At 60.0% G+C, this 21,600-nt stretch carries 26 protein-coding genes and 3 pseudogenes; 24 read left to right on the top strand and 5 right to left on the bottom strand.

Features of this window, described 5'->3' with window-relative positions:
• The first annotated feature begins 10 nt into the window (after positions 1–10).
• The 16 genes and pseudogenes from RX328_RS40030 (at position 11) to RX328_RS44025 (ending at position 13,069) form a co-directional block, all read left to right on the top strand.
• Positions 11–424 (top strand): cupin domain-containing protein, encoded by a 414-nt coding sequence (locus tag RX328_RS40030; RefSeq protein ID WP_213246611.1) that lies wholly within the window; start codon positions 11–13, stop codon positions 422–424.
• 43 nt (positions 425–467) lie between these two features.
• Positions 468–1,124, top strand: a complete 657-nt coding sequence (locus RX328_RS40025; RefSeq protein ID WP_213246613.1) for a VOC family protein — start codon at positions 468–470, stop codon at positions 1,122–1,124.
• Positions 1,125–1,157: 33 nt separating this feature from the next.
• A complete protein-coding gene (locus RX328_RS40020; protein WP_213246615.1) occupies positions 1,158–1,748 on the top strand; it encodes an NADPH-dependent FMN reductase in 591 nt (196 codons plus the stop codon).
• A 77-nt stretch (positions 1,749–1,825) separates the two neighbouring features.
• Complete coding sequence (locus RX328_RS40015; protein ID WP_213246617.1) at positions 1,826–2,047, top strand: DUF2798 domain-containing protein; 222 nt, start codon at positions 1,826–1,828, stop codon at positions 2,045–2,047.
• A gap of 27 nt (positions 2,048–2,074) precedes the next feature.
• Positions 2,075–3,031: an alpha/beta fold hydrolase gene (locus RX328_RS40010; RefSeq protein WP_213246619.1), complete on the top strand. Its 957-nt coding sequence runs from the start codon at positions 2,075–2,077 to the stop codon at positions 3,029–3,031.
• 136 nt (positions 3,032–3,167) lie between these two features.
• Positions 3,168–4,262 carry a redoxin domain-containing protein gene (locus tag RX328_RS40005; protein WP_312017934.1) on the top strand — a complete coding sequence of 365 codons (1,095 nt, stop codon included), beginning with the start codon at positions 3,168–3,170 and terminating at the stop codon, positions 4,260–4,262.
• Between the two features lie 145 nt (positions 4,263–4,407).
• On the top strand, positions 4,408–5,214 hold the full coding sequence (locus RX328_RS40000) for an SDR family NAD(P)-dependent oxidoreductase (protein ID WP_213246623.1): 807 nt from the start codon (positions 4,408–4,410) through the stop codon (positions 5,212–5,214).
• Between the two features lie 32 nt (positions 5,215–5,246).
• The gene (locus RX328_RS39995) at positions 5,247–6,305 is read left to right on the top strand and encodes an alpha/beta fold hydrolase (RefSeq protein ID WP_213246625.1); all 1,059 of its coding nucleotides are present in this window, start codon (positions 5,247–5,249) and stop codon (positions 6,303–6,305) included.
• 22 nt (positions 6,306–6,327) lie between these two features.
• Positions 6,328–6,756, top strand: coding sequence for an Ohr family peroxiredoxin (locus tag RX328_RS39990; protein ID WP_213246627.1), 429 nt, complete (start codon positions 6,328–6,330; stop codon positions 6,754–6,756).
• 163 nt (positions 6,757–6,919) lie between these two features.
• Complete coding sequence (locus tag RX328_RS39985) at positions 6,920–7,363, top strand: cupin domain-containing protein (protein WP_213247071.1); 444 nt, start codon at positions 6,920–6,922, stop codon at positions 7,361–7,363.
• Entirely contained in the window at positions 7,360–7,815 is a 456-nt protein-coding gene (locus RX328_RS39980; protein ID WP_213246629.1) for a carboxymuconolactone decarboxylase family protein, read from the top strand. Before RX328_RS39985 ends, RX328_RS39980 begins: the two co-directional genes overlap by 4 nt.
• Before the next feature lie 318 nt (positions 7,816–8,133).
• On the top strand, positions 8,134–8,982 hold the full coding sequence (locus RX328_RS39975; RefSeq protein ID WP_213246631.1) for an enoyl-CoA hydratase/isomerase family protein: 849 nt from the start codon (positions 8,134–8,136) through the stop codon (positions 8,980–8,982).
• A gap of 86 nt (positions 8,983–9,068) precedes the next feature.
• A complete protein-coding gene (locus tag RX328_RS39970; protein ID WP_213246633.1) occupies positions 9,069–9,539 on the top strand; it encodes a (2Fe-2S)-binding protein in 471 nt (156 codons plus the stop codon).
• Between the two features lie 2 nt (positions 9,540–9,541).
• Positions 9,542–11,716: a xanthine dehydrogenase family protein molybdopterin-binding subunit gene (locus tag RX328_RS39965; protein ID WP_213246635.1), complete on the top strand. Its 2,175-nt coding sequence runs from the start codon at positions 9,542–9,544 to the stop codon at positions 11,714–11,716.
• A 16-nt stretch (positions 11,717–11,732) separates the two neighbouring features.
• Complete coding sequence (locus tag RX328_RS39960) at positions 11,733–12,452, top strand: hypothetical protein (RefSeq protein ID WP_213246637.1); 720 nt, start codon at positions 11,733–11,735, stop codon at positions 12,450–12,452.
• Between the two features lie 149 nt (positions 12,453–12,601).
• Positions 12,602–13,069 (top strand): annotated as a pseudogene (locus RX328_RS44025) (MaoC family dehydratase).
• A 43-nt stretch (positions 13,070–13,112) separates the two neighbouring features.
• On the opposite strand, the gene RX328_RS39950 reads toward RX328_RS44025, so the two are convergent.
• The gene (locus RX328_RS39950; RefSeq protein WP_213246639.1) at positions 13,113–13,709 is read right to left on the bottom strand and encodes a TetR/AcrR family transcriptional regulator; all 597 of its coding nucleotides are present in this window, start codon (positions 13,707–13,709) and stop codon (positions 13,113–13,115) included.
• Between the two features lie 149 nt (positions 13,710–13,858).
• On the opposite strand from RX328_RS39950, the pseudogene RX328_RS39945 reads away from it, so the two are divergent.
• The 6 genes and pseudogenes from RX328_RS39945 to RX328_RS39920 all read left to right on the top strand — a co-directional run.
• Positions 13,859–14,044, top strand: a pseudogene (locus RX328_RS39945) (glutaredoxin family protein); the annotation flags it as partial.
• Positions 14,045–14,098: 54 nt separating this feature from the next.
• Complete coding sequence (gene trxB / locus RX328_RS39940; RefSeq protein ID WP_249726056.1) at positions 14,099–15,112, top strand: thioredoxin-disulfide reductase; 1,014 nt, start codon at positions 14,099–14,101, stop codon at positions 15,110–15,112.
• Positions 15,109–15,393: pseudogene (gene trxA, locus RX328_RS39935) on the top strand (thioredoxin); the annotation flags it as partial. The gene trxB and the pseudogene trxA, both read left to right, overlap by 4 nt.
• Before the next feature lie 51 nt (positions 15,394–15,444).
• Positions 15,445–15,933 carry a peptide-methionine (R)-S-oxide reductase MsrB gene (gene msrB, locus RX328_RS39930; RefSeq protein ID WP_312017942.1) on the top strand — a complete coding sequence of 163 codons (489 nt, stop codon included), beginning with the start codon at positions 15,445–15,447 and terminating at the stop codon, positions 15,931–15,933.
• On the top strand, positions 15,917–16,435 hold the full coding sequence (gene msrA, locus RX328_RS39925; protein ID WP_213246643.1) for a peptide-methionine (S)-S-oxide reductase MsrA: 519 nt from the start codon (positions 15,917–15,919) through the stop codon (positions 16,433–16,435). The genes msrB and msrA overlap by 17 nt, the downstream gene beginning before the upstream one ends.
• Before the next feature lie 556 nt (positions 16,436–16,991).
• Entirely contained in the window at positions 16,992–17,294 is a 303-nt protein-coding gene (locus tag RX328_RS39920; protein ID WP_317258587.1) for a PQ-loop repeat-containing protein, read from the top strand.
• A gap of 51 nt (positions 17,295–17,345) precedes the next feature.
• Here RX328_RS39920 and RX328_RS44020 read toward each other — a convergent pair whose 3' ends face one another.
• The 4 genes from RX328_RS44020 to RX328_RS39905 form a co-directional block, all read right to left on the bottom strand.
• Positions 17,346–17,441, bottom strand: coding sequence for a four-helix bundle copper-binding protein (locus RX328_RS44020; protein ID WP_410734089.1), 96 nt, complete (start codon positions 17,439–17,441; stop codon positions 17,346–17,348).
• Positions 17,442–17,814: 373 nt separating this feature from the next.
• On the bottom strand, positions 17,815–18,567 hold the full coding sequence (locus RX328_RS39915) for an FAD-binding oxidoreductase (RefSeq protein ID WP_312017936.1): 753 nt from the start codon (positions 18,565–18,567) through the stop codon (positions 17,815–17,817).
• A 2-nt stretch (positions 18,568–18,569) separates the two neighbouring features.
• Positions 18,570–19,175: a sulfite oxidase-like oxidoreductase gene (locus RX328_RS39910; RefSeq protein WP_213247077.1), complete on the bottom strand. Its 606-nt coding sequence runs from the start codon at positions 19,173–19,175 to the stop codon at positions 18,570–18,572.
• Positions 19,176–19,259: 84 nt separating this feature from the next.
• Positions 19,260–19,832, bottom strand: coding sequence for a cytochrome P460 family protein (locus RX328_RS39905; RefSeq protein WP_213246649.1), 573 nt, complete (start codon positions 19,830–19,832; stop codon positions 19,260–19,262).
• A gap of 552 nt (positions 19,833–20,384) precedes the next feature.
• Between RX328_RS39905 and RX328_RS39900 the strand changes: the two genes are divergently transcribed.
• Entirely contained in the window at positions 20,385–21,341 is a 957-nt protein-coding gene (locus RX328_RS39900) for an NADP-dependent oxidoreductase (protein ID WP_213247079.1), read from the top strand.
• A gap of 35 nt (positions 21,342–21,376) precedes the next feature.
• Positions 21,377–21,568, top strand: a complete 192-nt coding sequence (locus tag RX328_RS39895; RefSeq protein ID WP_213246651.1) for a hypothetical protein — start codon at positions 21,377–21,379, stop codon at positions 21,566–21,568.
• The last annotated feature ends 32 nt before the right edge of the window (positions 21,569–21,600 follow it).

Here is a 21,600-nt window from a genome sequence, read left to right as displayed (position 1 = left end):
GGAGATTTACATGAAATCGACTCGAATGATGGCCGTCATCGCGGCGCTGATCGCCACTGTCAGTCTGGCTCCGCACGCAGCGCAATCTCAAGAAGTGCGTCTGGGCGATATTAAGCGCACAAATCTCATGAAGGAAGATCTGAGCATCCCTGGACGCGAGGTCGTTCAGGTGCGCGTCGATTTCCCCCCGGGCGTGGTCGCCGTCAGGCATAGCCATCCAGGTGAAGAGCTCGTCTATATCATCGAAGGCGTGCTCGAATATCAGCTCGACGGCAGACCGCCGGCGACGCTCAAGGCCGGCGATGTGCTGCTCATCCCATACGGAACGCATCACGCGGTGAAGAATGTCGGCAGCGGCAATGCCGCGGAGCTCGCCACGTACATCGTCGAAAAAGGCAGGCCGCTCTCCGCGCTGGGCAAGTGAAACTCGTCACCATCTCAAGTCACACGAACCACAGGAGCTGAAAATGAACATCCAAGTACGCAACAACTCTGAAATCGATCCTTCGAGGGCGAGGGGCATTGACCTCAAACTCGAGGTTGTCGCGATTCCCGTCTCGGACGTTGATCGCGCCAAGCAGTTTTACAGCCGCCTGGGCTGGAGACTCGACGCCGACTTTATCGACGGTAACCATTTTCGGGGCGTGCAATTCACGCCTCCAGGCTCGCCGACTTCGATCCACTTCGGGATGGGCGTCACATCAGCCGCACCCGGCACGGCACAAGGGTTGTTCCTCGTGGTATCAGATATCGAGGCGGCGCGCGCCGAGTTCGTCGGGCGCGGCGTCGATGTGGGCGAAATCTTCCACATTGCCGCTCCCGGACATCCGCCGATGCCCGGCCCGGATCCGGAGCGCCGCAGCTACTTCTCGTACGCCCCGTTCAGCGACCCGGACGGCAACTCCTGGCTACTGCAGGAGGTCACCGCGCGCTTTCCCGGACGCGTAGACGCGAGCCAAACGAAGTTTTCTTCGGGAGCCGATCTGGCGGCCGCTCTCCGGCGGGCGGCAGAAGCACACGGCCAGTACGAGAAGCGCCTCGGGGGACGGCACGATGAGAACTGGCCTGAATGGTACGCCGAGTACCTGATTGCAGAGCAGGCCGGCAAGGACCTGCCGCAATAGCAGCAGCTCAAACTTCACCAACGGAGGTTTGCCGTGCGCAATCGCATTCTCGTCTTTTACGGCTCCTATCGTTCGGATCGGATGGGGATTCGGCTCGCTCAATTTGTGATCGAGCAGTTGCGACGCCGGGGCGATGACGTCGAGTTGATCGACGCCAAGGCGATCGATCTCCCGATACTTGATCGAATGTACAAGGAATATCCGAAGGGCGAAGCTCCCGAACGCCTTGAGCAGCTCGCCGGCAAGATCCGCGACGCCGACGGGTTCGTGTTCATCACTGGCGAGTACAATTGGGGCGTCCAGCCCGGGCTGAAGAACCTCACGGATCATTTCCTGGAGGAATGGTTCTGGCGGCCCGCAGCGATCGTCAGCTATTCCGCCGGTCGTTTGTCCGGTGCGCGCGCGGCAACCGCCTGGCACGGTACACTCTCCGAGATGGGAATGGTGGTGGTTTCCAGCACTATTGGTGTTGGTCCGATCGGACAGACCTTGTCGGTCGAAGGCCAACCTGTTGGGGAAAACGGTCAGGCGCTTAAGCAGGCGTTCCCCCGTTTTGCCGACGACCTTACGTGGTGGGTGGAAGCGGCCAAGGCGCAGCGACAGCGCAAGGCGCCGCCGTATTGACCGCGAGAGCAAAAGGAAAGCGCGGCGAAGACATTGAACCCGCGACGCAGACGACATCCGAACCAAGGAGACTATCCATGAACACGCAGCTGAAACGGAAAATCGCTTTCTCACTTTCGATGGGCGTCGTGACGACCGGAATCATTTCCTTCGTCCTTCTCGCCCTCAATCTGGGCTTCTCGAACGAATTGGCCCTCGCATGGCTGCGTTCCTGGGCTATTGGGTACGTTATTGTCATTCCCGCGACCCTGCTGCTCGGCCCGCGACTGCAAGCGCAAGTCGATCGTCTCGTTAAGTGATCCGGTCATACAGGGAGGGCAACTGACATGCCAAAGCCATTATTCCGGAACTTGTTCGCAGGCATTGCAATGCTCTGCAGTTCTGCCGCGCCGGGACACGCCCAAGCTCCCTCCGAGCAAGAAAGGAAAGCCGATATCGGCTTCTTCGAAATCGACAAGGACATCACGCTCAGAAGAATGGTTGTGTACAATCCGCGACCGAAAGGAACCGTTCTCTTTCTGCACGGGTTTCCGGAGACCCTGTACGCCTGGAAGAACATTTCCCTCGCCCTCGCCGATGACTACGAAGTCCATGCTTTCGACTGGCCGGGCTACGGCCTTTCATCGCGGCCGACGGTCGACAGGTTCTCCTACGCGCCCAAGGACTACGCGCGTGTTCTGAATGACTACATAGCAAAAGCAGGCATCGACACGTCGAAGCTCACGATCTACGCAACGGATATCGGGGCCCTGCCAGCGCTTCTCCTGGGCCTGGAAAAACCCGATATCGCGAAGACTCTCATCGTCGGCGACTTCGCCCCGTTCAACCGACCCCATTACATGTACGAAAGCCTGCAAAGCCTGAAGGCGGGGCCTTCGATGGAGCAGGCCCGCGCCAATCTGAACAAGAATCGCGACGATATCCTCGAAAACGCCTTCAGAAGAGGCTTGTCCAATGAAACGCAATTCGAGGTTTCGCCGGAATTCAAGGATGACATGTCCCGTGGATGGAGCCAGGGTTCGATGACGACGGCAGACGCGTTCTCCCACTACTACGCGCACTTTACGCGGGACCAAGATCACTTCGAGTCGCAACTGGCCCGGCTCAAAACTCCGGTGAAGGTGGTTTGGGGCGAGAAAGACCTCTACATCAAGAAAGAAATGGGAATCGAGTTCGCCGAAAGGGTGAACGCCGAACTCACGCTTCTTACCGGCATCGGGCACTACCCTCATCTCCAGACCCCGAAGCAGGCCATCGATGAGGTGCGTGCTTCATTCCGATGAGTGCGCAATGGCCCGTGAGACCTCGATCGAGGCCTGAACCAGCAGCTACCCTAATTGCCCGACCGCTCCGTCGCGAAGCCACGACAATCTCGTTCAAACCTGAAGTGATCTACCGATGAACATAAACAAACTCTTGGTGGCAGCAATCCTTGCCGCGGCGATCGGGGCGCCGATCGCCGGCTTTGTCAGCGAAATGAAAGGTCAGCCGATGACGTCCACCGGAGCGCGCGTTCCGTTCCTTCACGGATTCCCTATCGGCCCGTCTGCCGGTCAAAATGCGCTGGCATCGCTTGACCGCGCGAACGAATGGCTAAATTCGCCGGCTCTGACCTCGGAATCTCTGCGCGGAAAGGTCGTCCTGGTCAATTTCTGGACTTACACCTGCATCAACTGGCGTCGTCAGCTTCCGTATGTCCGTGCCTGGCATGAGAAATACAAGGACCAGGGACTGGTGGTGATTGGCATTCACGCCCCGGAGTTCGAATTCGAAACGAACACGGCAAACGTTCGCTGGGCCGCGGAAGACATGAAGGTCGACTACCCAGTTGCGGTCGACAACAATCATACCATTTGGCGCGCATTCGAGAACCAAGCCTGGCCGGCTCTCTACTTGATTGATGCGCAAGGACGTGTCCGCCATTCCTTTTTTGGCGAAGGCTCCTATGAGCAGTCGGAGATGGTCATCCAGGCGCTGCTGCGAGAGGCCGGAGCCACTAGCGTCAGTGACAAGCCGGTTACGGTGGATGCCCGCGCCCACGAGGCTGCCCCCGACTGGGCCAATCTCAAATCTCTCGAAAACTATGTCGGGTTCGAGCGCACCGAGAACTTTGCGTCACCAGACGGCGTATTGCGGGACAAACCGCGCCTGTATCGACCGCCCGCGCAGCTGAGCCTGAATGAATGGGCTCTCTCCGGCGAGTGGACGGTGAAGCGGGATGCCGCCGCTCTGAACAAAGCCGGAGGAAGCGTCACGTACCGCTTTCACGCCCGCGACCTTCACCTCGTCATGGGTCCGGCAGTGCGTGGATCGCCCATAAAATTCCGTGTGCTGATCGACGGACAGCCGCCAAGCTCCGCCCGTGGGGTCGACGTCGACGAGCAGGGCTACGGCACGGTGACCGAACAGCGGATGTACACGCTGATCCGGCAACCCGGCCCAATCGCCGATCGCCAGTTCGAAATCGAGTTCTTCGGCTCCGGCGCGGAGGTCTTCGCCTTCACGTTCGGCTGACCCGCCGGACAACGGCTAACAGCATCTCACAACGCATAACGGGCGTTTCCTGCTTTCCGAGGGTAGGTCTTGAGCAACTCGAGAGCATCAGGAAACCCGAACAAAACCCACGCGCCAGCGGCGCAACCCAAAAGGATAAAGTGCCATGTCGACCTCCCCTAAAGGCGTCGCAGTCGTGACAGGAGCCTCCGCCGGAATCGGCGCGATCTATGCCGACCGGCTGGCCCGCCGCGGCCACGACCTTATCCTCGTCGCACGCAACCAAGCCCGGCTCGACGACCTGGCGACGCGCATCACCGGCGCGACGGGACGTGTGGTCAAGCCTGTCGCCGCCGACCTCAACAACAGGGCAGATCTGAAGCGAATCGAGACGATCCTCGCCACCGACACCAGGATCACGATGCTGGTCAACAATGCGGGCGTCGGCGCGCTCGAACCGCTTCTGCAGTCCGACGTTGACGCCATGGAGGCGATGATTGGCCTCAATGTCACGGCGCTGACGCGGCTCGCCTATGCCGCTGCTCCGGCGTTCGTCGGCCGCGGGGGTGGCGCGATCATCAACATCAGCTCAGTGGTGGCCATCGCGCCGGAAGTCCTGAATGGCGTCTATGGCGGGACGAAAGCTTTCGTGCTGGCCTTGAGCCAATCGCTTCACAAGGAGCTGGTTGACAAGAACGTGCGTATCCAGGCCGTCTTGCCCGGTGCGACCGCGACCAACTTCTGGAACGCGGCGGGCGGCTCGCACGAAAATCTGCCGAGCAATATCGTCATGCGGTCGGACGACCTCGTCGATGCTGCGCTTGCCGGCTTCGATCAGGGCGAACTCGTCACCATCCCCTCGCTTCCCGACGCAGGGGATTGGACCGCCTTCGAAGAGGCGCGTCAAACGCTCATGCCGAATCTTTCTCTCAATTCCGTGGCGGCGCGATACCGAACCGCCGATGCGGCGTAGCGAAGACGGTTTCGCCCTCTAGGAGTCAGACAATGGACAATCCCAAAACCCCAGAAAACATCGACCGGCGTCGCCGAACCTTCGTGAGCGGAGCGGCCGCGATCGCGGCAGCCACTTCGTTCGGCATCGTGCCTTCAGCGGAGGCACAGGCAGGAAAAGCGACGTTACCACTCATCAAACCAGGTACAAACGCCTCGCTTGGGCCACTGAAGCACATCAACGCCGGGGTCCTGAATGTCGCTTACGCAGAGGCGGGCCCGCCCGATGGTCCACCGGTGATTCTCCTGCATGGCTGGCCCTACGACATTCACAGCTTCATCGATGTGACGCCGATGCTGGCGTCGGCCGGCTACCGCGTGCTGGTTCCTTATCTGCGCGGTTACGGCCCGACGCGCTTTCTTTCCAGCGAGACCTTCCGCAATGGCCAACCGTCGGCTCTGGCGGTTGACGTCATCGCTTTCATGGATGCGCTGAAGATCGATAAGGCAGTCCTCGCCGGCTTCGACTGGGGCGCGCGAACGGCGGGCATCGTCGCCGCACTCTGGCCGGAGCGCGTCAAAGCGCTCGTCGCCGTTAGCGGATATCTGATCGGCAGCCAGGACGTTGGCAGGATGCCGCTGCCGCCGAAGGCCGAACTCGAGTGGTGGTACCAGTTCTATTTTGCCACAGAGCGCGGACGGCTGGGATACGAGACAAACCGGAACGACTTCAATAAGTTGATCTGGCAGCTCGCTTCTCCGAAATGGAGCTTCGACGATACGACGTTCGCCCGCAGCGCGGCGGCATTCGGCAACCCCGATCACGTCGATATCGTGATCCATAACTACCGTTGGCGGCTCGGTCTGGCCGAAGGTGAGCCGAAATACGCCGGCCTCGAAAAGCGGCTTGCCGAATTCCCGATCATTACGGTGTCCACCATTACCCTGGAAAGTGACGCGAATGGCGCGCCACACCCGGACCCTAAAACTTACGCGAAGAAATTCGTCGGCAAGTATGAGCACCGCCATATCGAGGGCGGCATCGGGCACAACCTGCCTCAGGAGGCCCCAAAGTCTTTCGTCGATGCGATCATCGATGTCGCCCAGGCGTGACGCAGATACGAAGGATGGGCCCATGAGCGAGACTTCAAAGGTCGTGTACACTGCCAGAATCCACACCACAGGTGGCCGCAAGCATGGCGTCTCGCGCAGCTCGGACGGGTACTTGGACATCAGGCTGGCGGCTCCAGGCCGCATCGGCACCAACCCGGAGCACCTGTTCGCTGCAGCCTGGTCGGCCTGCTTTGAGCATGCGATCAGATTGGCCGCCCAAAGGAGGAACATTACCCTGTCGGCCGGCATCACGATCGACGCAGAAGTAAATCTGAACGTTGCGGCCAGCGGCGACTTCCTAAGCGCTGGCCTCAACGTCAGCATTCGGGGCGTCGAGCGCGACCTTGCCCAAGCTCTGGTCGACGAAGCACACGAGATTTGTCCGTACTCAAAAGCGACACGGGGCAACATCGACGTAGCGATCAAGCTGGCCGAGCCGGTCTCGCGCTGACTTCGCTGTAAGGTTTGAGGATCGGAGAGACGAGATCCCATCAGTCATACACGGTGGGTGTTCGTCGACTGGATGTGGTTCGCAGGTGAGCAGCCGATCGGTCTCGCGGCTTTTTTTCGGGGCCAGTACAACAGCACCCATGAGCGCAAAGGAGAACACCACCATGAAAATACGATCGATCTTCGGCGCGGCCTATGCTGCGATTGCCATCGCCACTGCGGTGCCTGCCGCCGCGCATGGCGTCGGCGAAACGGTCACGCCGCACTTTCAGCAGACAATACCCAATATCCCAGGCAAGTCACTGGTCGCCCTGGTTGTCGACTATGCGCCGGGCGGGGCGTCGCCTTCGCACATCCATGCCAAATCGGCTTTCATCTTCGGCTACGTCTTGTCGGGAGAAATCGAGTCCCAGGTGAATGACGAACCCAAGCGGGTCTACCGCGCCGGCGAAAGCTTTTACGAGACGCCGGGCTCACGTCATCCCGTCAGTCGCAATGCGAGCAAGGCCAAGCCGGCAAGGCTGCTCGCAGTTTTCGTCGTCGATACCGACGAAAAAGAACTGACTACCCCCGTTGAGCGAGACCCGTCATTCAGGAGCAAAAAATGAGCAAGCGCCTCGATTACAACCAGATTGCACCGGCAGGCGTGAAAGCGCTGGGCAGCGTCTACGGCTACGTCATGCAGAGCAGCCTTCCCCCTGCGCTGGTCGAGCTGGTGTACCTGCGAATTTCCCAGATCAACAACTGCGCCTACTGCCTCGACATGCACACGCGCGACCTGCTCAAGAAGGGAGAGAAGATCGAAAAGCTCGCGCTGGTGCAGGCGTGGGCGGAAGCCGGCAATCTCTTCGACGAGCGCGAACGCGCCGCGCTTGCGTGGGCCGAGACGGTGACGCGCGTCGCCGATACCGGCGTGCCGGATGACGCGTATCAGGCCGCACGCGCCGTGTTCGAGGAGCGCGAGCTCGTGGACCTCACGATCGCGATCGGCCTGATGAACGCCTACAACCGCATGGCAATCAGTTTTCGGAACCCGCCGCAGGCCGCACTCGGAAAGTAGTAAAGGAAAGTCGCGCTTCCGCACCGTAGTTCGTGCTGCTATCCTCAATCTGCTACCGCTCGAGCTATTCTGGCGCGAACAACGTACACGCTCAATCTGATCGTCTCCGACCGGGTTTGGAAGCAGCAAACGATCAATGTGGTTTGTTGCCGGCCGGAGGCTCCTCCGCTGCACTCTCGCGTCCATGCGCTAACATTGTCTAACAACACATAACAAGCAATTTGCCGCCTTGTGCGCGAATATTCCCGAGCCAAAGCGACAGACGTTGAGGGGAAAAGAGCGGTGTGCTCACTTCCCTGCGGTCTGGGGGAGTACTTCATGAACTTTCCGGAAAAGCCAAATGCGACACCACGCGTCTTACTTGAGCGACGCCTGCCCTCATATTGGCGGGTCACGTTTGACCATCCGCCACTGAACGTCTTCGGACCAGAGACTATCCCGCAATTGAATGCGATCATCACGGCTCTGGAAACGGACGATCATGTTAAGGTCGTCGTATTCGATAGCGCAGTAGAAGGCTTCTTCCTGACCCATTACGATTTCCTCTCACCCCTTGAGGATTCGACGAGCATTCCGCCCGGACCGACTGGCCTGCAAGCACTCCCTGACATGCTGGTACGGCTTAGCCGAGCGCCGGTCGTCTCGATCGCCTCGATCCGTGGGCGAGCGACAGGGGTCGGCAGTGAGCTTGCGCTGGCGAGCGACATGCGTTTTGCCAGCCGCGAAAAGGCCATCTTGTCGCAATGGGAAGTCGGCGCCGGCCTAGTCCCCGGTGGCGGACCGATGGCTCGATTGCCTCGTCTCGTTGGCCGCGGACGTGCGCTGGAGATTCTCCTTGGGGCGGATGATGTTCGCGGGGATCTCGCCGAGCGTTACGGATACGTGAACCGCTCTTTTCCTGACGCGGAGCTCGACAGCTTTGTCGATGCGCTGGCGATGCGGATCGCGTCTTTCGATAAGCAGGCGATTGCGGATACCAAGCGCTTAGTTAATGCGGCAAGCCTGCCAGCCGACGCGGACATCGCACCCGAGTGGGACGCCTTCATCGCTTCCCTTGGACGTCCTGCCACTCAGGCCAGGATCAAGGCGCTAATGGCGCGCGGCTTCCATCGATCTGGTGATGTGGAGAACCGCCTTGGGTACCACGTCGGCCTGCTTGGCAGCTGAAACATTTCACTTAGTCCAATCTGATCGAACACGCGAGCATGCCGGGAATGTGCGGCTAATCCGGCAATCAGGAAGGAGACGACATCATGGGCTTCACAATCGAAGTCAACGGAACCACGCGTAGTGCCGATGTTGATAGCGACACGCCATTGCTCTGGGTCCTGCGCGACATACTCGGCATGACCGGCACGAAATTCGGCTGTGGCGCGGCGCTGTGCGGCGCTTGCACGGTACATGTTGACGGCGTTGCCACCCGGTCTTGCATCACACCGGTTGACAGTATCGGAAGCGCGCAGGTCACGACGATTGAAGCGGTGGGCAAGACGGATGTCGGCGCGAAAATTCAGAAGGCATGGCTGGAGCATGAGGTCGTCCAATGCGGCTACTGTCAGTCCGGGCAGATCATGTCAGCCGCGGCGCTGCTGGCGAGCAATCCGCGCCCGACCGACGCCGACATCGATGACGCCATGAGCGGCAATATCTGTCGTTGCGGCACTTACATCCGCATCCGCGAAGCCATCAAGCTCGCGGCGCAATCGAACGTTAGCGGAGGCTGACCATGACGCTGGATCGCACCGAACCCCGCGCTTCCGACACCAGCCTTTCGCGGCGTGGCTTCCTGGCCACGGCTGCGGCCACCGGCGGCGGCTTGATGCTGAGTTTGAGCTTGCCTTTCGGCCGCAGTGACGCTGCTTCCGACAGTTTCGTGCCGAACGCTTTCATTCGCATCGCGCAGGACGGACGGGTCGTGCTTACCATGCCCTATGTGGAGATGGGCCAAGGAACATACACGTCTATTCCTATGCTAATCGCGGAAGAGCTCGAAGTCAGTCTGAACCAGGTGCGCCTGGAGCATGCCCCGCCGAACGAAAAGCTCTACGCCAATCCGCTGCTTGGGGTGCAGCTTACCGGTAATTCGAACGCGATGCGCGGGGCATGGAAACCGCTGCGCGAGGCGGGAGCAACCGCAAGGACCATGCTCATCGCCGCAGCGGCCAAGCGCTGGGGCGTCGATCCGAAGGCCTGCAGTGCACAGGACGGTGAGGTGATCCACGCGGAGACCGGGCGACGCCTGACATACGGTGCGCTCGCCGCCGACGCAGCGAAGATACCTGTTCCAGTCAGTGTCATGCTGAAGGAACCCGGGGCTTTCAAGCTGATCGGTACGCCGACCAAGCGCCTCGACGCACCGGCGAAGGTCAATGGGACGGCCGTCTACGGCATCGACGCAAGTCCGCAAGGCGTGAAGTTTGCGACGCTCGCGCAGTCACCCGTGTTCGGGGGCCGAGTGAAGAGTCTGGACGATGCGGCGGCTAGGGCCGTAACGGGCGTGCGTCAAATTGTGCGGCTCGACGATGCTGTTGCGGTTGTCGCCGACCACATGGGAGCCGCCAAAAAAGGACTAGCAGCGCTCAAGGTCGAATGGAACGACGGCCCGCATGCTGGGCTCACCACTGAAGTGATTGCGAAAGAGCTTGAGCAAGCGACACTTTCGGCGGGCGCTGTGGCGCAGAGTATCGGTGATGCAGACAAGGCGATGGCAGGCGCCGCGAGCAAAGTTGAGGCAAACTATCAGGTTCCGTTCCTTGCCCACGCGACGATGGAGCCGATGAACTGCACGGTTCATCTTCGCAAGGACACGTGCGAGATCTGGGTTGGCAGCCAGGCGGTGGCGCGTGTCCAAGCCGCAGCGGCAAAGACGGTCGGCCTGCCGCCCGAGAAGGTGATCGTACACAACCATCTGATCGGCGGCGGTTTTGGCCGGCGGCTCGAGGTCGACGGTGTGATCCGTGCCGTTCAGATCGCACAACATGTGAATGGCCCCGTGAAAGTCGTTTGGACTCGCGAAGAAGACATCCAGCACGACATGTACCGGCCCTATTGGTTCGACCGGTTCACCGCCGGTCTCGACGAAACAGGCAAGCCGGTGGCTTGGCGTCATCGCTTCGCGGGCTCGTCCGTGATCGCGCGGTATCTGCCTCCGGCTTTCAAGAACGGGCTCGATCCGGACTCGATCGAAGGCGCGATCGATCTCGTCTACGCCCTTCCGAATTTCCACGTCGAGTATGTGCGGGTCGAGCCGGCCGGTATACCGACGGCCTTCTGGCGGTCCGTTGGTCCGTCGCACAATGTTTTTGTCGTCGAAAGCTTTATGGACGAACTGGCGGCCGCGGCGAAGCAGGATGCGGTCGGCTATAGGCGGGCTCTGCTTGACAAGTCGCCACGTGCCAGGGCGGTGCTTGAGCTTGCCGCCGAAAGGGCAGGCTGGGGACAGCCTCTGCCGAAAGGAAGGGGGCGCGGCGTCTCGTTGCAATTCGCCTTCGGCAGCTACCTCGCACAAATTGCCGAGGTTGAGGTGTCAAAGGGCGGAGCCGTCCGCGTTCATCGCGTGGTGTGCGCCGTTGATTGTGGCACCGTGGTCAATCCTGACACGGTCCAGGCGCAGATACAGAGCGGGATCATCTTCGGCACCACTGCGGCGCTCTATGGCGAGATTACGCTGAAGGACGGCCGTGTCGAACAAACGAACTTCGACACTTATCAAATCCTGCGCATGAACGAAGCGCCTACGATCGAGGTCCACGTCGTCAAAAGCTCGGAGGCACCGGGCGGTATGGGCGAGACGGGCACGTCAGCGATCGTGCCAGCCATCAGCAACGCCATCTTCGCGGCAACTGGCAAACGTCTGCGAAAAATGCCGATCGATATTCGATCGCTCAAACAGCCCGCGTGAGCGTTGGGAGGACAAGATGATTGAACTTTTGGCTGACGCCATCCAAGCACATGGCGGTCTGGATCGGTGGAAAGGCCACCGTCGCCTCACAGCAACGATCGTGACCGGTGGCGAGCTTTGGGCATTGAAATCCGTCAATCAGGATCCAAGCCCGCGAACGATGCGAGTCGATCTCCATCGAGAATGGGCTTCCGTTGAGCCATACGGGAAGGCCGGACAACGTACAGATTTTACTCCGGAGCGTATCGCGATCGAAGCTGAGGGAAGGGGAACCGTGGCAGAGCGACTAAATCCGCGCACGTCATTCGCGGGACACGACATGAGGACCACTTGGGATCCGCTGCAGCGCGCCTATTTCAATGGGTATGCCCTCTGGACGTACCTGACCGCGCCATTCCTGCTTGCAATGGACGGCTTCAAGGTCCGCGAAATTGAGCCATGGCGCGAGGGTGCGGAGACGTGGCGCGGATTGAGGGCGACCTTCCCTCCGGAAATCGCAAGCCACAGCACCGAGCAGGATTTCTATTTCGGACCGGATATGCTTATCCGTCGGCACGATTACAGGGTGGAGATCGCTGGAAGCTTCCCGGCTGCCCAATACATCTCCAATCCAGTCAGCGTCGAAGGCATCAAGATTCCGACTAAGCGGCGAGCCTATCTGCGCGACGACAACTTGATGCCGGTTCTCGATGCGCCATTGGTGACCATTGACCTCTCAGACTTTCGCTTCACCTGAGGATCAGGCTGGCACGACGGCTTCGACCACTTGGTGACGCAGTGGATGTCGCGAGTAACGGGGGTCGAACCGCGGGGCGGCGCGGCTGAACGCTTTCTCCACCGTGCGACAAGGGCCTTTGCAACTAGCCGTAACGAAAGAGGTTGAACATGGACGAGTCGACCCTGTCAGACCGCCTCTATCTTGACGATCTGCATGTCGGACAGCGCTTTACCAGCGGGACACACACGCTTGACGAAGCCCAGATCAAGGCGTTCGCGGTTCAATTCGATCCGCAGCCTTTTCACACGGACAAGCAAGCGGCGGAACGCACGTTTTTCAATGGCTTAGCGGCAAGCGGCTGGCAGACCGCTGCGATCACGATGCGTCTCAATGTTGAGAGTGGCCCGCCACTCGCTGGCGGCATTGTCGGGGCCGGGGGAGAGTTGAGCTAGCCGGCGCCGACCCGCCCCGGAGATGTACTCCACGTTGAGAGCGAAATCGTTGAAATTACGCCATCGCGCTCGCGACCCGATCGCGGCACGATAGTCCTTCTCAGCCGGACGATAAACCAGCGTGGCGAGGTCGTTCAGATTCTGAAGGCCAAACTTGTTGTTCCGCGCAGACTCGCAACGTGATCCCTTTTCGCGCGCGACCTCAGCGCAGCCAGAGATACTTGTTTCATTTGATCGGCAAAACGCTGCGAAGCGCTGCTTCCCTGGCAGCCTTCAGCATCCTAACAGGCTGACCGGCCTTAGCCAGAACTCGCAGTCCGAAATAAACTGACAAGAGATGTTGAGCGGCCGCGCGACGCCGGGTGTTGTCGATCGCGCTCAACTCTGAGAGCACTTTTTCCAGCACGCGCCCAAGACGTTCTAAGCTTCCCTTGACCAAGCGCTCTGTTTCCGGATCCACGACCGCTTGGTCAATCGACGCGTTGCATAAGAAGCAGCCTCGGGGATCATTTGTGACCGCTAAGGCATCAATTGGCGCTTGGAGGAACTTGCCGATGCGTCGCTCTGGCGTATCGATGCCAGTGAGCATATGCACGGACTCGTCGATAGCCGTTCGATCATAGAGCGCAAGTGCTTTCCGATACATGGCGCGCTTGTCGCCAAAAGCCGCGTAGAGGCTGCCTTTTCTCAGCTCGGTGGCGGACTCGAGATCGCTCATGGACGCGCCTTCGAAGCCTTTCTCCCAGAACACATCCATGATCTTCGCCATGGCCTGGTCCTCGTCGAACTCGCGGGGCCGGCCGATCACCTTCCGCTCAAGCATTTGTGACGTCTCCCTTTCTTGACCGATCGGTCACGAACGACCATTTGCAGACGGTACAGGCGGCCAATAGGTCGCTTTCGTTTGCATGAAATAATGACCGATCGGTTAAGAATCAAGGCCGATCCGAGATGACAAAGGAGATATGAACTATGTCCAAAGTGGAGCTTTACACCAAGGACTACTGCGGCTTCTGCGCCCGAGCCAAAGAGCTGCTGACTGCAAAGGGCGCCGAGTTCACCGAGATCGACGTGACGCATGACGCCGTCCTTCAGGCGGAGATGATCCAGCGATCCGGACGGCAGACCGTACCCCAGATATTCATTGACGGACGGCATGTCGGCGGCTTCGACGATCTTGCGGCGCTCGACGCGGCCGGCCGGCTCGATCCGCTGCTTGGCCGTGGCAAGAGTGCCGCCGACGAGGCGCGGCATTCCCGCGTCGTTATTCTTGGCAGCGGACCTGCCGGTTATACCGCCGCGATCTATGCCGCGCGTGCAGGACTCGCGCCGTCTCTCATTACCGGGCTGGAGATCGGCGGCCAGTTGACGACCACGACAGAGGTCGAGAACTGGCCAGGCGGCGACGTCACCCTGCAGGGTCCGGAGCTGATGGAGCGCTTTCACGAACATGCCGAGCGCTTCGACGTGACGCTGATCCGCGATCACATCAAGGCTGTCGATCTGTCCAGCCGGCCATTCCGTCTCACCGGGGATGGCGGAGCCTACACGGCCGACAGCCTGATTGTGGCCACCGGAGCCACGGCTCGCTACCTCGGTCTGGCGTCGGAGACGGCATTTAGGGGCCGCGGTGTCTCGTCGTGCGCCACGTGTGATGGATTCTTCTTCCGCGCCAAGCCGGTCGCCGTGGTTGGCGGTGGCAATACCGCCGTCGAGGAAGCCTTATTCCTGACCAACGTCGCCAGCCATGTCACGCTCGTGCACCGCCGCGATGCTCTCAGGGCCGAGAAGATCCTCCAGGACAGGCTGTTCGCCAAGGTCGCCGAGGGCAAGGTGTCGATCCTGTGGGACCATGAGGTTGCGAAGGTCCTGGGTGAACAATCCGGCGTGACAGGCCTGCGCGTTCGCCATGTTGGCACTCGAGAAGCTCGGGATCTTGCCGTGGATGGCGTCTTCATCGCCATCGGTCACGACCCGAACACGGCACTTTTCGCCGGGCAGCTCGACCGCGACGGTGGCTACCTCCGGACCAAAGGCGGCTTGGGCGGCAACGCCACCGAAACCAGTGTCCCCGGCGTCTTCGCCGCGGGTGATGTTGCCGATCCGGTCTATCGGCAGGCAGTCACGTCGGCCGGGACCGGTGCCATGGCTGCGCTCGACGCCGAGCGTTACCTGGCCGGCCTTTCAATCGGCGCTGATGCGCCAAGTCTGAAACATGCAGCATGAACAGGAGTAATGACATGACAACCCTTGTTGCCAACGAACCGATCCACATCAACGACGACGACTTCGACGTAGCTGTCCACCGAGACGACCTCGTGTTGGTCGACTTTTGGGCGCCCTGGTGCGGCCCGTGTCGCGCCATCGCACCGGTCCTGGAAGACCTCGCCGGCGAATACGGCGCGGCCCTGACCGTCGCGAAAATCAACGTCGACGACAATAAGCGAAAGGCCGCACAGTTCGGCGTCCGTGGCATTCCGACCTTGGTGCTGTTCAAGGGTGGCGAACCGGTTGAAACGCTGGTGGGCCTCCAAAAACGGATCTCGCTGATTGCCGCGATCGAACGCGCGCGGACAAAGTACGCGAAGACGGACCAAGCGCTCGGCCGGCTGACTGCCGAGCAGTACCGGGTCACACAGCAGGACGGAACCGAAGCGCCGTTCTCAGGCGAGTATGTCGATAACAAGGCCACCGGAATCTACGTCGACGTGGTCTCAGGAGAACCGTTGTTTGCCTCGATCGACAAGTATGACTCAGGCTCCGGCTGGCCGAGCTTCACCCGCCCGATCGTGGAGGAGAATGTCGTCGAGCGTGTTGACGACAGTCACGGCATGCGCCGGGTAGAGGTGCGCTCCAAGCACGGCGACAGCCATCTCGGACATGTCTTCCCGGATGGGCCATCAGACTCAACTGGCACACGCTATTGCATCAATTCCGCATCGCTGCGGTTCATCGCGCTGGAGGACATGGCAGCCGAGGGCTATGGTGACCTGCTGCCAATCTTCAGTGAAGGACAGACGGAGGACTATAATGACAAGCAAGTTTGAACGTGCCGTCCTTGCCGGCGGTTGCTTCTGGGGCATGCAAGACCTGATCCGCAAACTGCCCGGCGTAGTCAACACACGTGTCGGATACACAGGCGGCGATGTGCCGAATGCGACCTATCGCAACCATGGATCTCACGCCGAAGCCATCGAGATCGAGTTCGATCCGAACCGCATCAGCTATCGCGACCTTCTGGAGTTGTTCTTCCAGATTCACGATCCCACGACAGTGGATCGCCAAGGGAACGATGTCGGAACCTCGTACCGCTCGGAGATTTTCTATGTCTCCGAGGCGCAGCTCGACGAGGCGCTCCGAACAATCGACGACGTCAACGCCTCGGGCCTGTGGCCAGGCCGCGTTGTGACGAATGTCACGCCCGCCGGCGAATTCTGGGAGGCCGAGCCGGAACACCAGGACTATCTCGAGCGCTATTCGTCCGGCTATACGTGTCACTTCCCGCGCCCGGGCTGGAGACTGCGCCGGCGAGTAGGGGCGACCGCCTGAGGCGGCGCTGCAAACCCTCATCGCTCTTAATGCGAGCGATGAGGCCACTCAGCCCGAGCGGAAGAGCATTCCAAAGCATGTAGGTGCTCGCCTCGCAATCTGCCCCGACGTTCCTGCTTCCTTGAGTTCTTGCGATCACCGATCTGGGATTCCTAGTCCATTTCGCAGGCGATGATTGTGCGGCCAGTCGGCATGAAGGCATACGGAGACCCACGCGCATTCTTTATCTGCTCGATGCCGGGGGACCGAAGCGATGACCTTCGAAGGCCGGATGCCGGTCGCGCGAGTCGCCAACCATCCCAGCAGTTCGACTGTGCCTCTTTCGTATCAGCAAACGGTGAAACCGCTAGGCCCATTGCATTCTCAGCATGCTTCTATATACGCTTGGAGTGATACCCAGGAAGGTAAGGTCACGTCTGAATCGTAGACCACGGCCGCCGCAAGGACGATCAGGACTGCACCCCCGGGCGATGGTTGTCGTGCGGCCGATCCGGCCCGTCCTTGCGGGCGACGCGAGGAATGCTTCATAGTTAGTCCGGCAACGCGGGCGAACGGTATGGAAAACTTGCTGTCCGTCATCGGGTATATTGGGACTGGGCTTGTCATCGGCGCCTACGCTCCTCAGATCTGGCACCTCTGGACTGAGCAGTGCTCCGCCGGAATCAGCGAGCGCGCTTACGCGCTATGGGTGTTGTCGTCAGCGGTCTTTCTCGGTCATTCGATCACCATCGGCGATCCCGTGTTCATGGTTACACAGCTCGTGAACATCATCGCCCTCGCGATCATCCTGGTGCTCGCGCGGCGGTTCCGTAACCAGATCTGCAGCGCGCATGCGCGCCAGTTTCATGTAAAAGAGTAGTCCCGTTAGAGGGCAGGCCTTAAATGAGCCACAACGCTCACACTCAGCGCATCATTGTTGACCAGCTTCTGCGCCATGCAGCAAAGCGCGACACGCCTGCTCGCACTCTCGGCAAGCCTCGGCGCAGATGCGGCAGTGCTCATGCATGGCGGCATGGCGTTCGCATTCTGCCGCGCAGATAAGGCAGGCCTCGGCGCAGGACGTCAACTGCACTTCCACCAGCATCGGACTCGGCTCTGTAAGGCGTGAGACGATACGCGCGGTGGTGAGGCATATATCCGAGCAATCAAGGCAGGTTCGGATGCAGCAGCCCAAGTCAGCCACGTGAGCCTCGCCCAGGCATGCATCGGAACAGGCGGCGCATACTCCACCGCAATCGTAGCAGGCCGCAACGCACGCCTCGAGCAGTGATGGGTCCGGAGGCCGCTGGGGATGAGTTGCGAAGATGGCGCCGATGTTTCCCATGATCCCTCTCCAGTCGAAAAAATGGACGTTTATGCTTCAAAGCAGCGTGGTGCTACTAACCGCCAAATCGCTCAGTACGGATCGTCTCTGGAACCAGACCTAAATCGAGAAGATGACCGGTGACGGCTTCCACGAAACCATCTGAGCCGCACACAAAGGTCAATCGGGGCGCAGCGCCAAGCCTCGCCAGCGTAGCTTTGAGCATCGGCCCATCGATCCTGCGGCCAGCGTCCTGCGACCGGCGCGCGGTGTCCCTGGACAGACTGAAGAGAACGGTGAAATCGAGCTCGGCTGCATCGCGCGCGATCAATTCCTCACGGTTGATCACGTCCTCCCAGGTGCGCGCGGCATAAAGAAGAATCGTTGGGACAGCGGCGCCGACCGTAGCGCGGTGGCGCAGGATCGACATGAGTGGCGCGATCCCGGAGCCCCCGCCGATGAGAAGGAGGGGGCCGCCGTCCCCGGGATTCCATGCAAAGTGACCGCCGAACGGGCCGCGTATCTCAATCGTATCGCCAACCTCGGCAACATCGTGGAGGAAGGGAGAAACCTCTCCGCCTTCAAGACGCTCCACGATGAGTTCGTAAAGGCCCTCGAACCCTGGCGCAGATGCGACCGAGTAGCTTCGCTGTGCCACATAACCATCCTGCGCGGTAAGCCGGACGTCGAGGTGCTGGCCAGCCTGAAAGGAGCGCCAGTTCTGGGGGCGAAGGAAGAAGCTCGTCACACTCTTCGTTTGGCGCCGGATACGTTCGATCACGGCCTCCTGCCATGGAATGTGAGCTGCCTGAATGACCGCGCCCGTCACGGTCAATCGCCTGAGTAGCGCTGCTCGCGCCACGGATCGCCATAGATATGATAACCACGCAGCTCCCAGAAACCCGCCTCCTCGCGCTCGGTGAACTGAAGCCCATTGATCCACTTCGCCGATTTCCAGAAGTAGAGATGCGGGACGAGTAGCCTTGCCGGACCGCCATGGTCTGGGGTCAAAGGCTTGCCGTCGTAGTAGGTTGCGATCATGGCTTTGCCACCAACGAGGTCGCCCACTGGCACGTTGGTCGAGTAGCCATCATGTGAATGCGCCAGTGTATGGGAGGTTGGCGGCTCAAGACCGACATCGGCGAGGAGATCATCGATCAGGACACCGGTCCACGGTGTATTCAGTTTCGACCACTTGGTGACGCAGTGGATGTCGCGGGTCATCTTGGTCTGCGGCAGAGCATTGAACTCCGCCCATGTCCAGCGCTTCACCGGGCGTGGACCGATCTTGAGTGCGAACGACCAGTTCTCAACCGAGACTCGCGGAGTCGGGCCGGCGGAGAGGACAGGGAAATCCCCGACAAGGTGTTGCCCGGGGGGGATTCGATCTGATTGATCTGATGCGGGCCGCTTGCCGGTGAATCCACGTGTCACCATAATAATGCTCCTTGATTTTAGCTGATCGCGCTTGCGGTTCTGAGCGCGATACAAGCTGCGCCCCCATCTGAGAATTTGTTGCGTCTATCGCTTAAGTGGGGGATATCCCTCTACATAAATCCAATCAGTTGCTTGAGCTGGCGTATGACACGACTGGCAATCGGTTTTGTAATCGGTGGAAGTTGTTCTCGATGGGTTGTCGGCTTCGAACCATGACCAGCCCCAACCGTCTCCCCACAGCTTATTGGCCGGATAGCGATTACTGCTGTCCTTCAACATGACGAACCAACCCTTAAAGTTCCCAGCGTGACTTACCGTACCAGTCGTCATGTGTTGAGTGGCGGCTTCAAAGACTTCTTTGACAAAAACGGCACCATCCGGAAATCGTCCATTCTTTAGATAAGAGGCGATTACTCCAGGTGACGCATAGACAGCATGGATCTCCTTTGAGCCCTGTCCTTGATCCGCAGCCACCGCCCAGCTCCCTAGCATTTGGTAGCTAGATCGATAACCCTGCGGCACATGCAAATTTCCATTGGCATCCGCTATGACCTTCTCGTTACTTTCTGCACTCCCACCGATCACCCCCCAAGCCGCGACGGTCGCCACTACGGCGGCTCCTGCAATCCAATTGATCACGACGTTGGCGTTCTGCATGGTCTGTCCCCTTCTGACGACGTCACCGGCGATACCTCTTGTGCCACCGCGCAGCGTGACGAGCCGGTAAGGCCGAGCCGACATTGGTGCAGAAGCCGGCAAACCGCTCGTTAGGTATTGTTAGAGGCTGTTAGCTGTTGCCATCAGCGACAGGCGCAGCGCCGAGACACTCGCTTAGTTGGGCGTTATCCGCGCGCGCATGAACTGCTCAGGGCTATCGGTCGCTATTGCCCTTGGTCGAGCACAATTCCCTGGAGCTGGGGGTTTTCTTGGCGAGCTTTCAAACACTTCGTCAGACCGGCGACGGGCCCTACGTCCGGATATCAAGTACAATGAAGAGGATTCGGCCGCGACCTGGGCTGTGCTAGTGGGATTCTCCGGTTTCGCCCGCACCTAACGCACAGCGGCGGCCGCGCGCCAGACGCGGGCTGTCGCGATGGCATCCCGCACGAACATCGAGTAGGATCGTCACAAGTCACATCGCGCGCGTACAATTAACTTTGGAGACGCGAGGACGCCGCTATGCCAGATACCGTCATCCGGGAAGCGACGATGAAGGCTTGGCGTGTGCACGAGTTTGGCCCGCCGGAAGTGATGGTTCTCGAGGTCATTCCCCGGCCGGTCCCCGGCCCAGGCGAAGTCCTTGTCAAAGTTCGCGCAGCAGGGGTGGGCCCGTGGGATGGGTGGATAAGGGCCGGAAAGAGCGCGTTACCGCAACCTCTTCCGCTCACGTTGGGCTCTGATCTGTCCGGTGAGGTTGAGGCACTGGGTACAGACGTATCCAACATGGCCGTCAGGGATCAGGTCTTCGGAGTGACCAACCCCCGGTTCATTGGCGCGTACGCGGAGTACGCGGTGGCATCCGCTGGGATGCTCGCGAAGAAGCCCACCTCGCTTAGCTTTATCGAAGCGGCCTCCGTTCCCGTCATCGCCGTCACGGCTTGGCAGGGTTTGTTCGAGCACGGTGGCCTCAAAGCTGGTCAGACGGTAGTCATCCATGGAGCCGCGGGAAACGTCGGAGCATATGCTGTTCAGCTCGCTCGTCGCGCTCGCCTACGCTGCGTCGCGACGGCTGGAACGGAAGACATCGATTACGTGCGGTCCCTCGGTGCAGAGACAGTGGTGGACTTTCGAACGCAGCGCTTCGAAGATGAAGTCGAGGATGCCGACGCGGTGCTCGATCTCGTTGGTAGTGACACGCAAGCACGTTCCTTCCAAGTACTTCGCCCGGGCGGCAGACTTGTTTCCGCCGTGTCCCAGCCTGATCAAGACCGCGCAAAGCGCCACGGCGTAACTGCAGGCTTCTTTCTAGTGGAAGTGACGACCGAACGGCTGGGCAGAATTGCTGAACTTGTTGATCATGGTGAGCTCAAGACACGAATCGGCGTGGTCGTTCCTCTAGCCGATGCGCGAGATGCCCACCTGATGTTGGATGGCCGGCGACCGCAACCGAAAGGAAAAATCATCATCAGTGTGGAACGGGCTGGAGATATCCGCCAAGCTACGTGACGGCGTCGGGACACCTAGATTGCCGGAGAGCGATTTTGGCCGACGCGCAGGGCGTGATCGAACTTGCCAAGGAGCGCTTTACCAAAAGCCTATGGAACATGAAGTCTCGCCTTCTCACCGTACGCGTCGACGCTTTCGATTACCCGGCAGCGGCGCTTAACTGCGCTCAATCAACTTGTTTCCCGAGCCGGACTTTTCCGGCCTACAAAGTATTTCACTGTCAATGACGGATTGACTGCAGTGCTTTTCAACCCATTAC

The organism is Bradyrhizobium sp. sBnM-33 (assembly GCF_032917945.1).
GTDB lineage: Bacteria > Pseudomonadota > Alphaproteobacteria > Rhizobiales > Xanthobacteraceae > Bradyrhizobium.
This window is presented reverse-complemented; position numbering and strand designations above follow the sequence as displayed.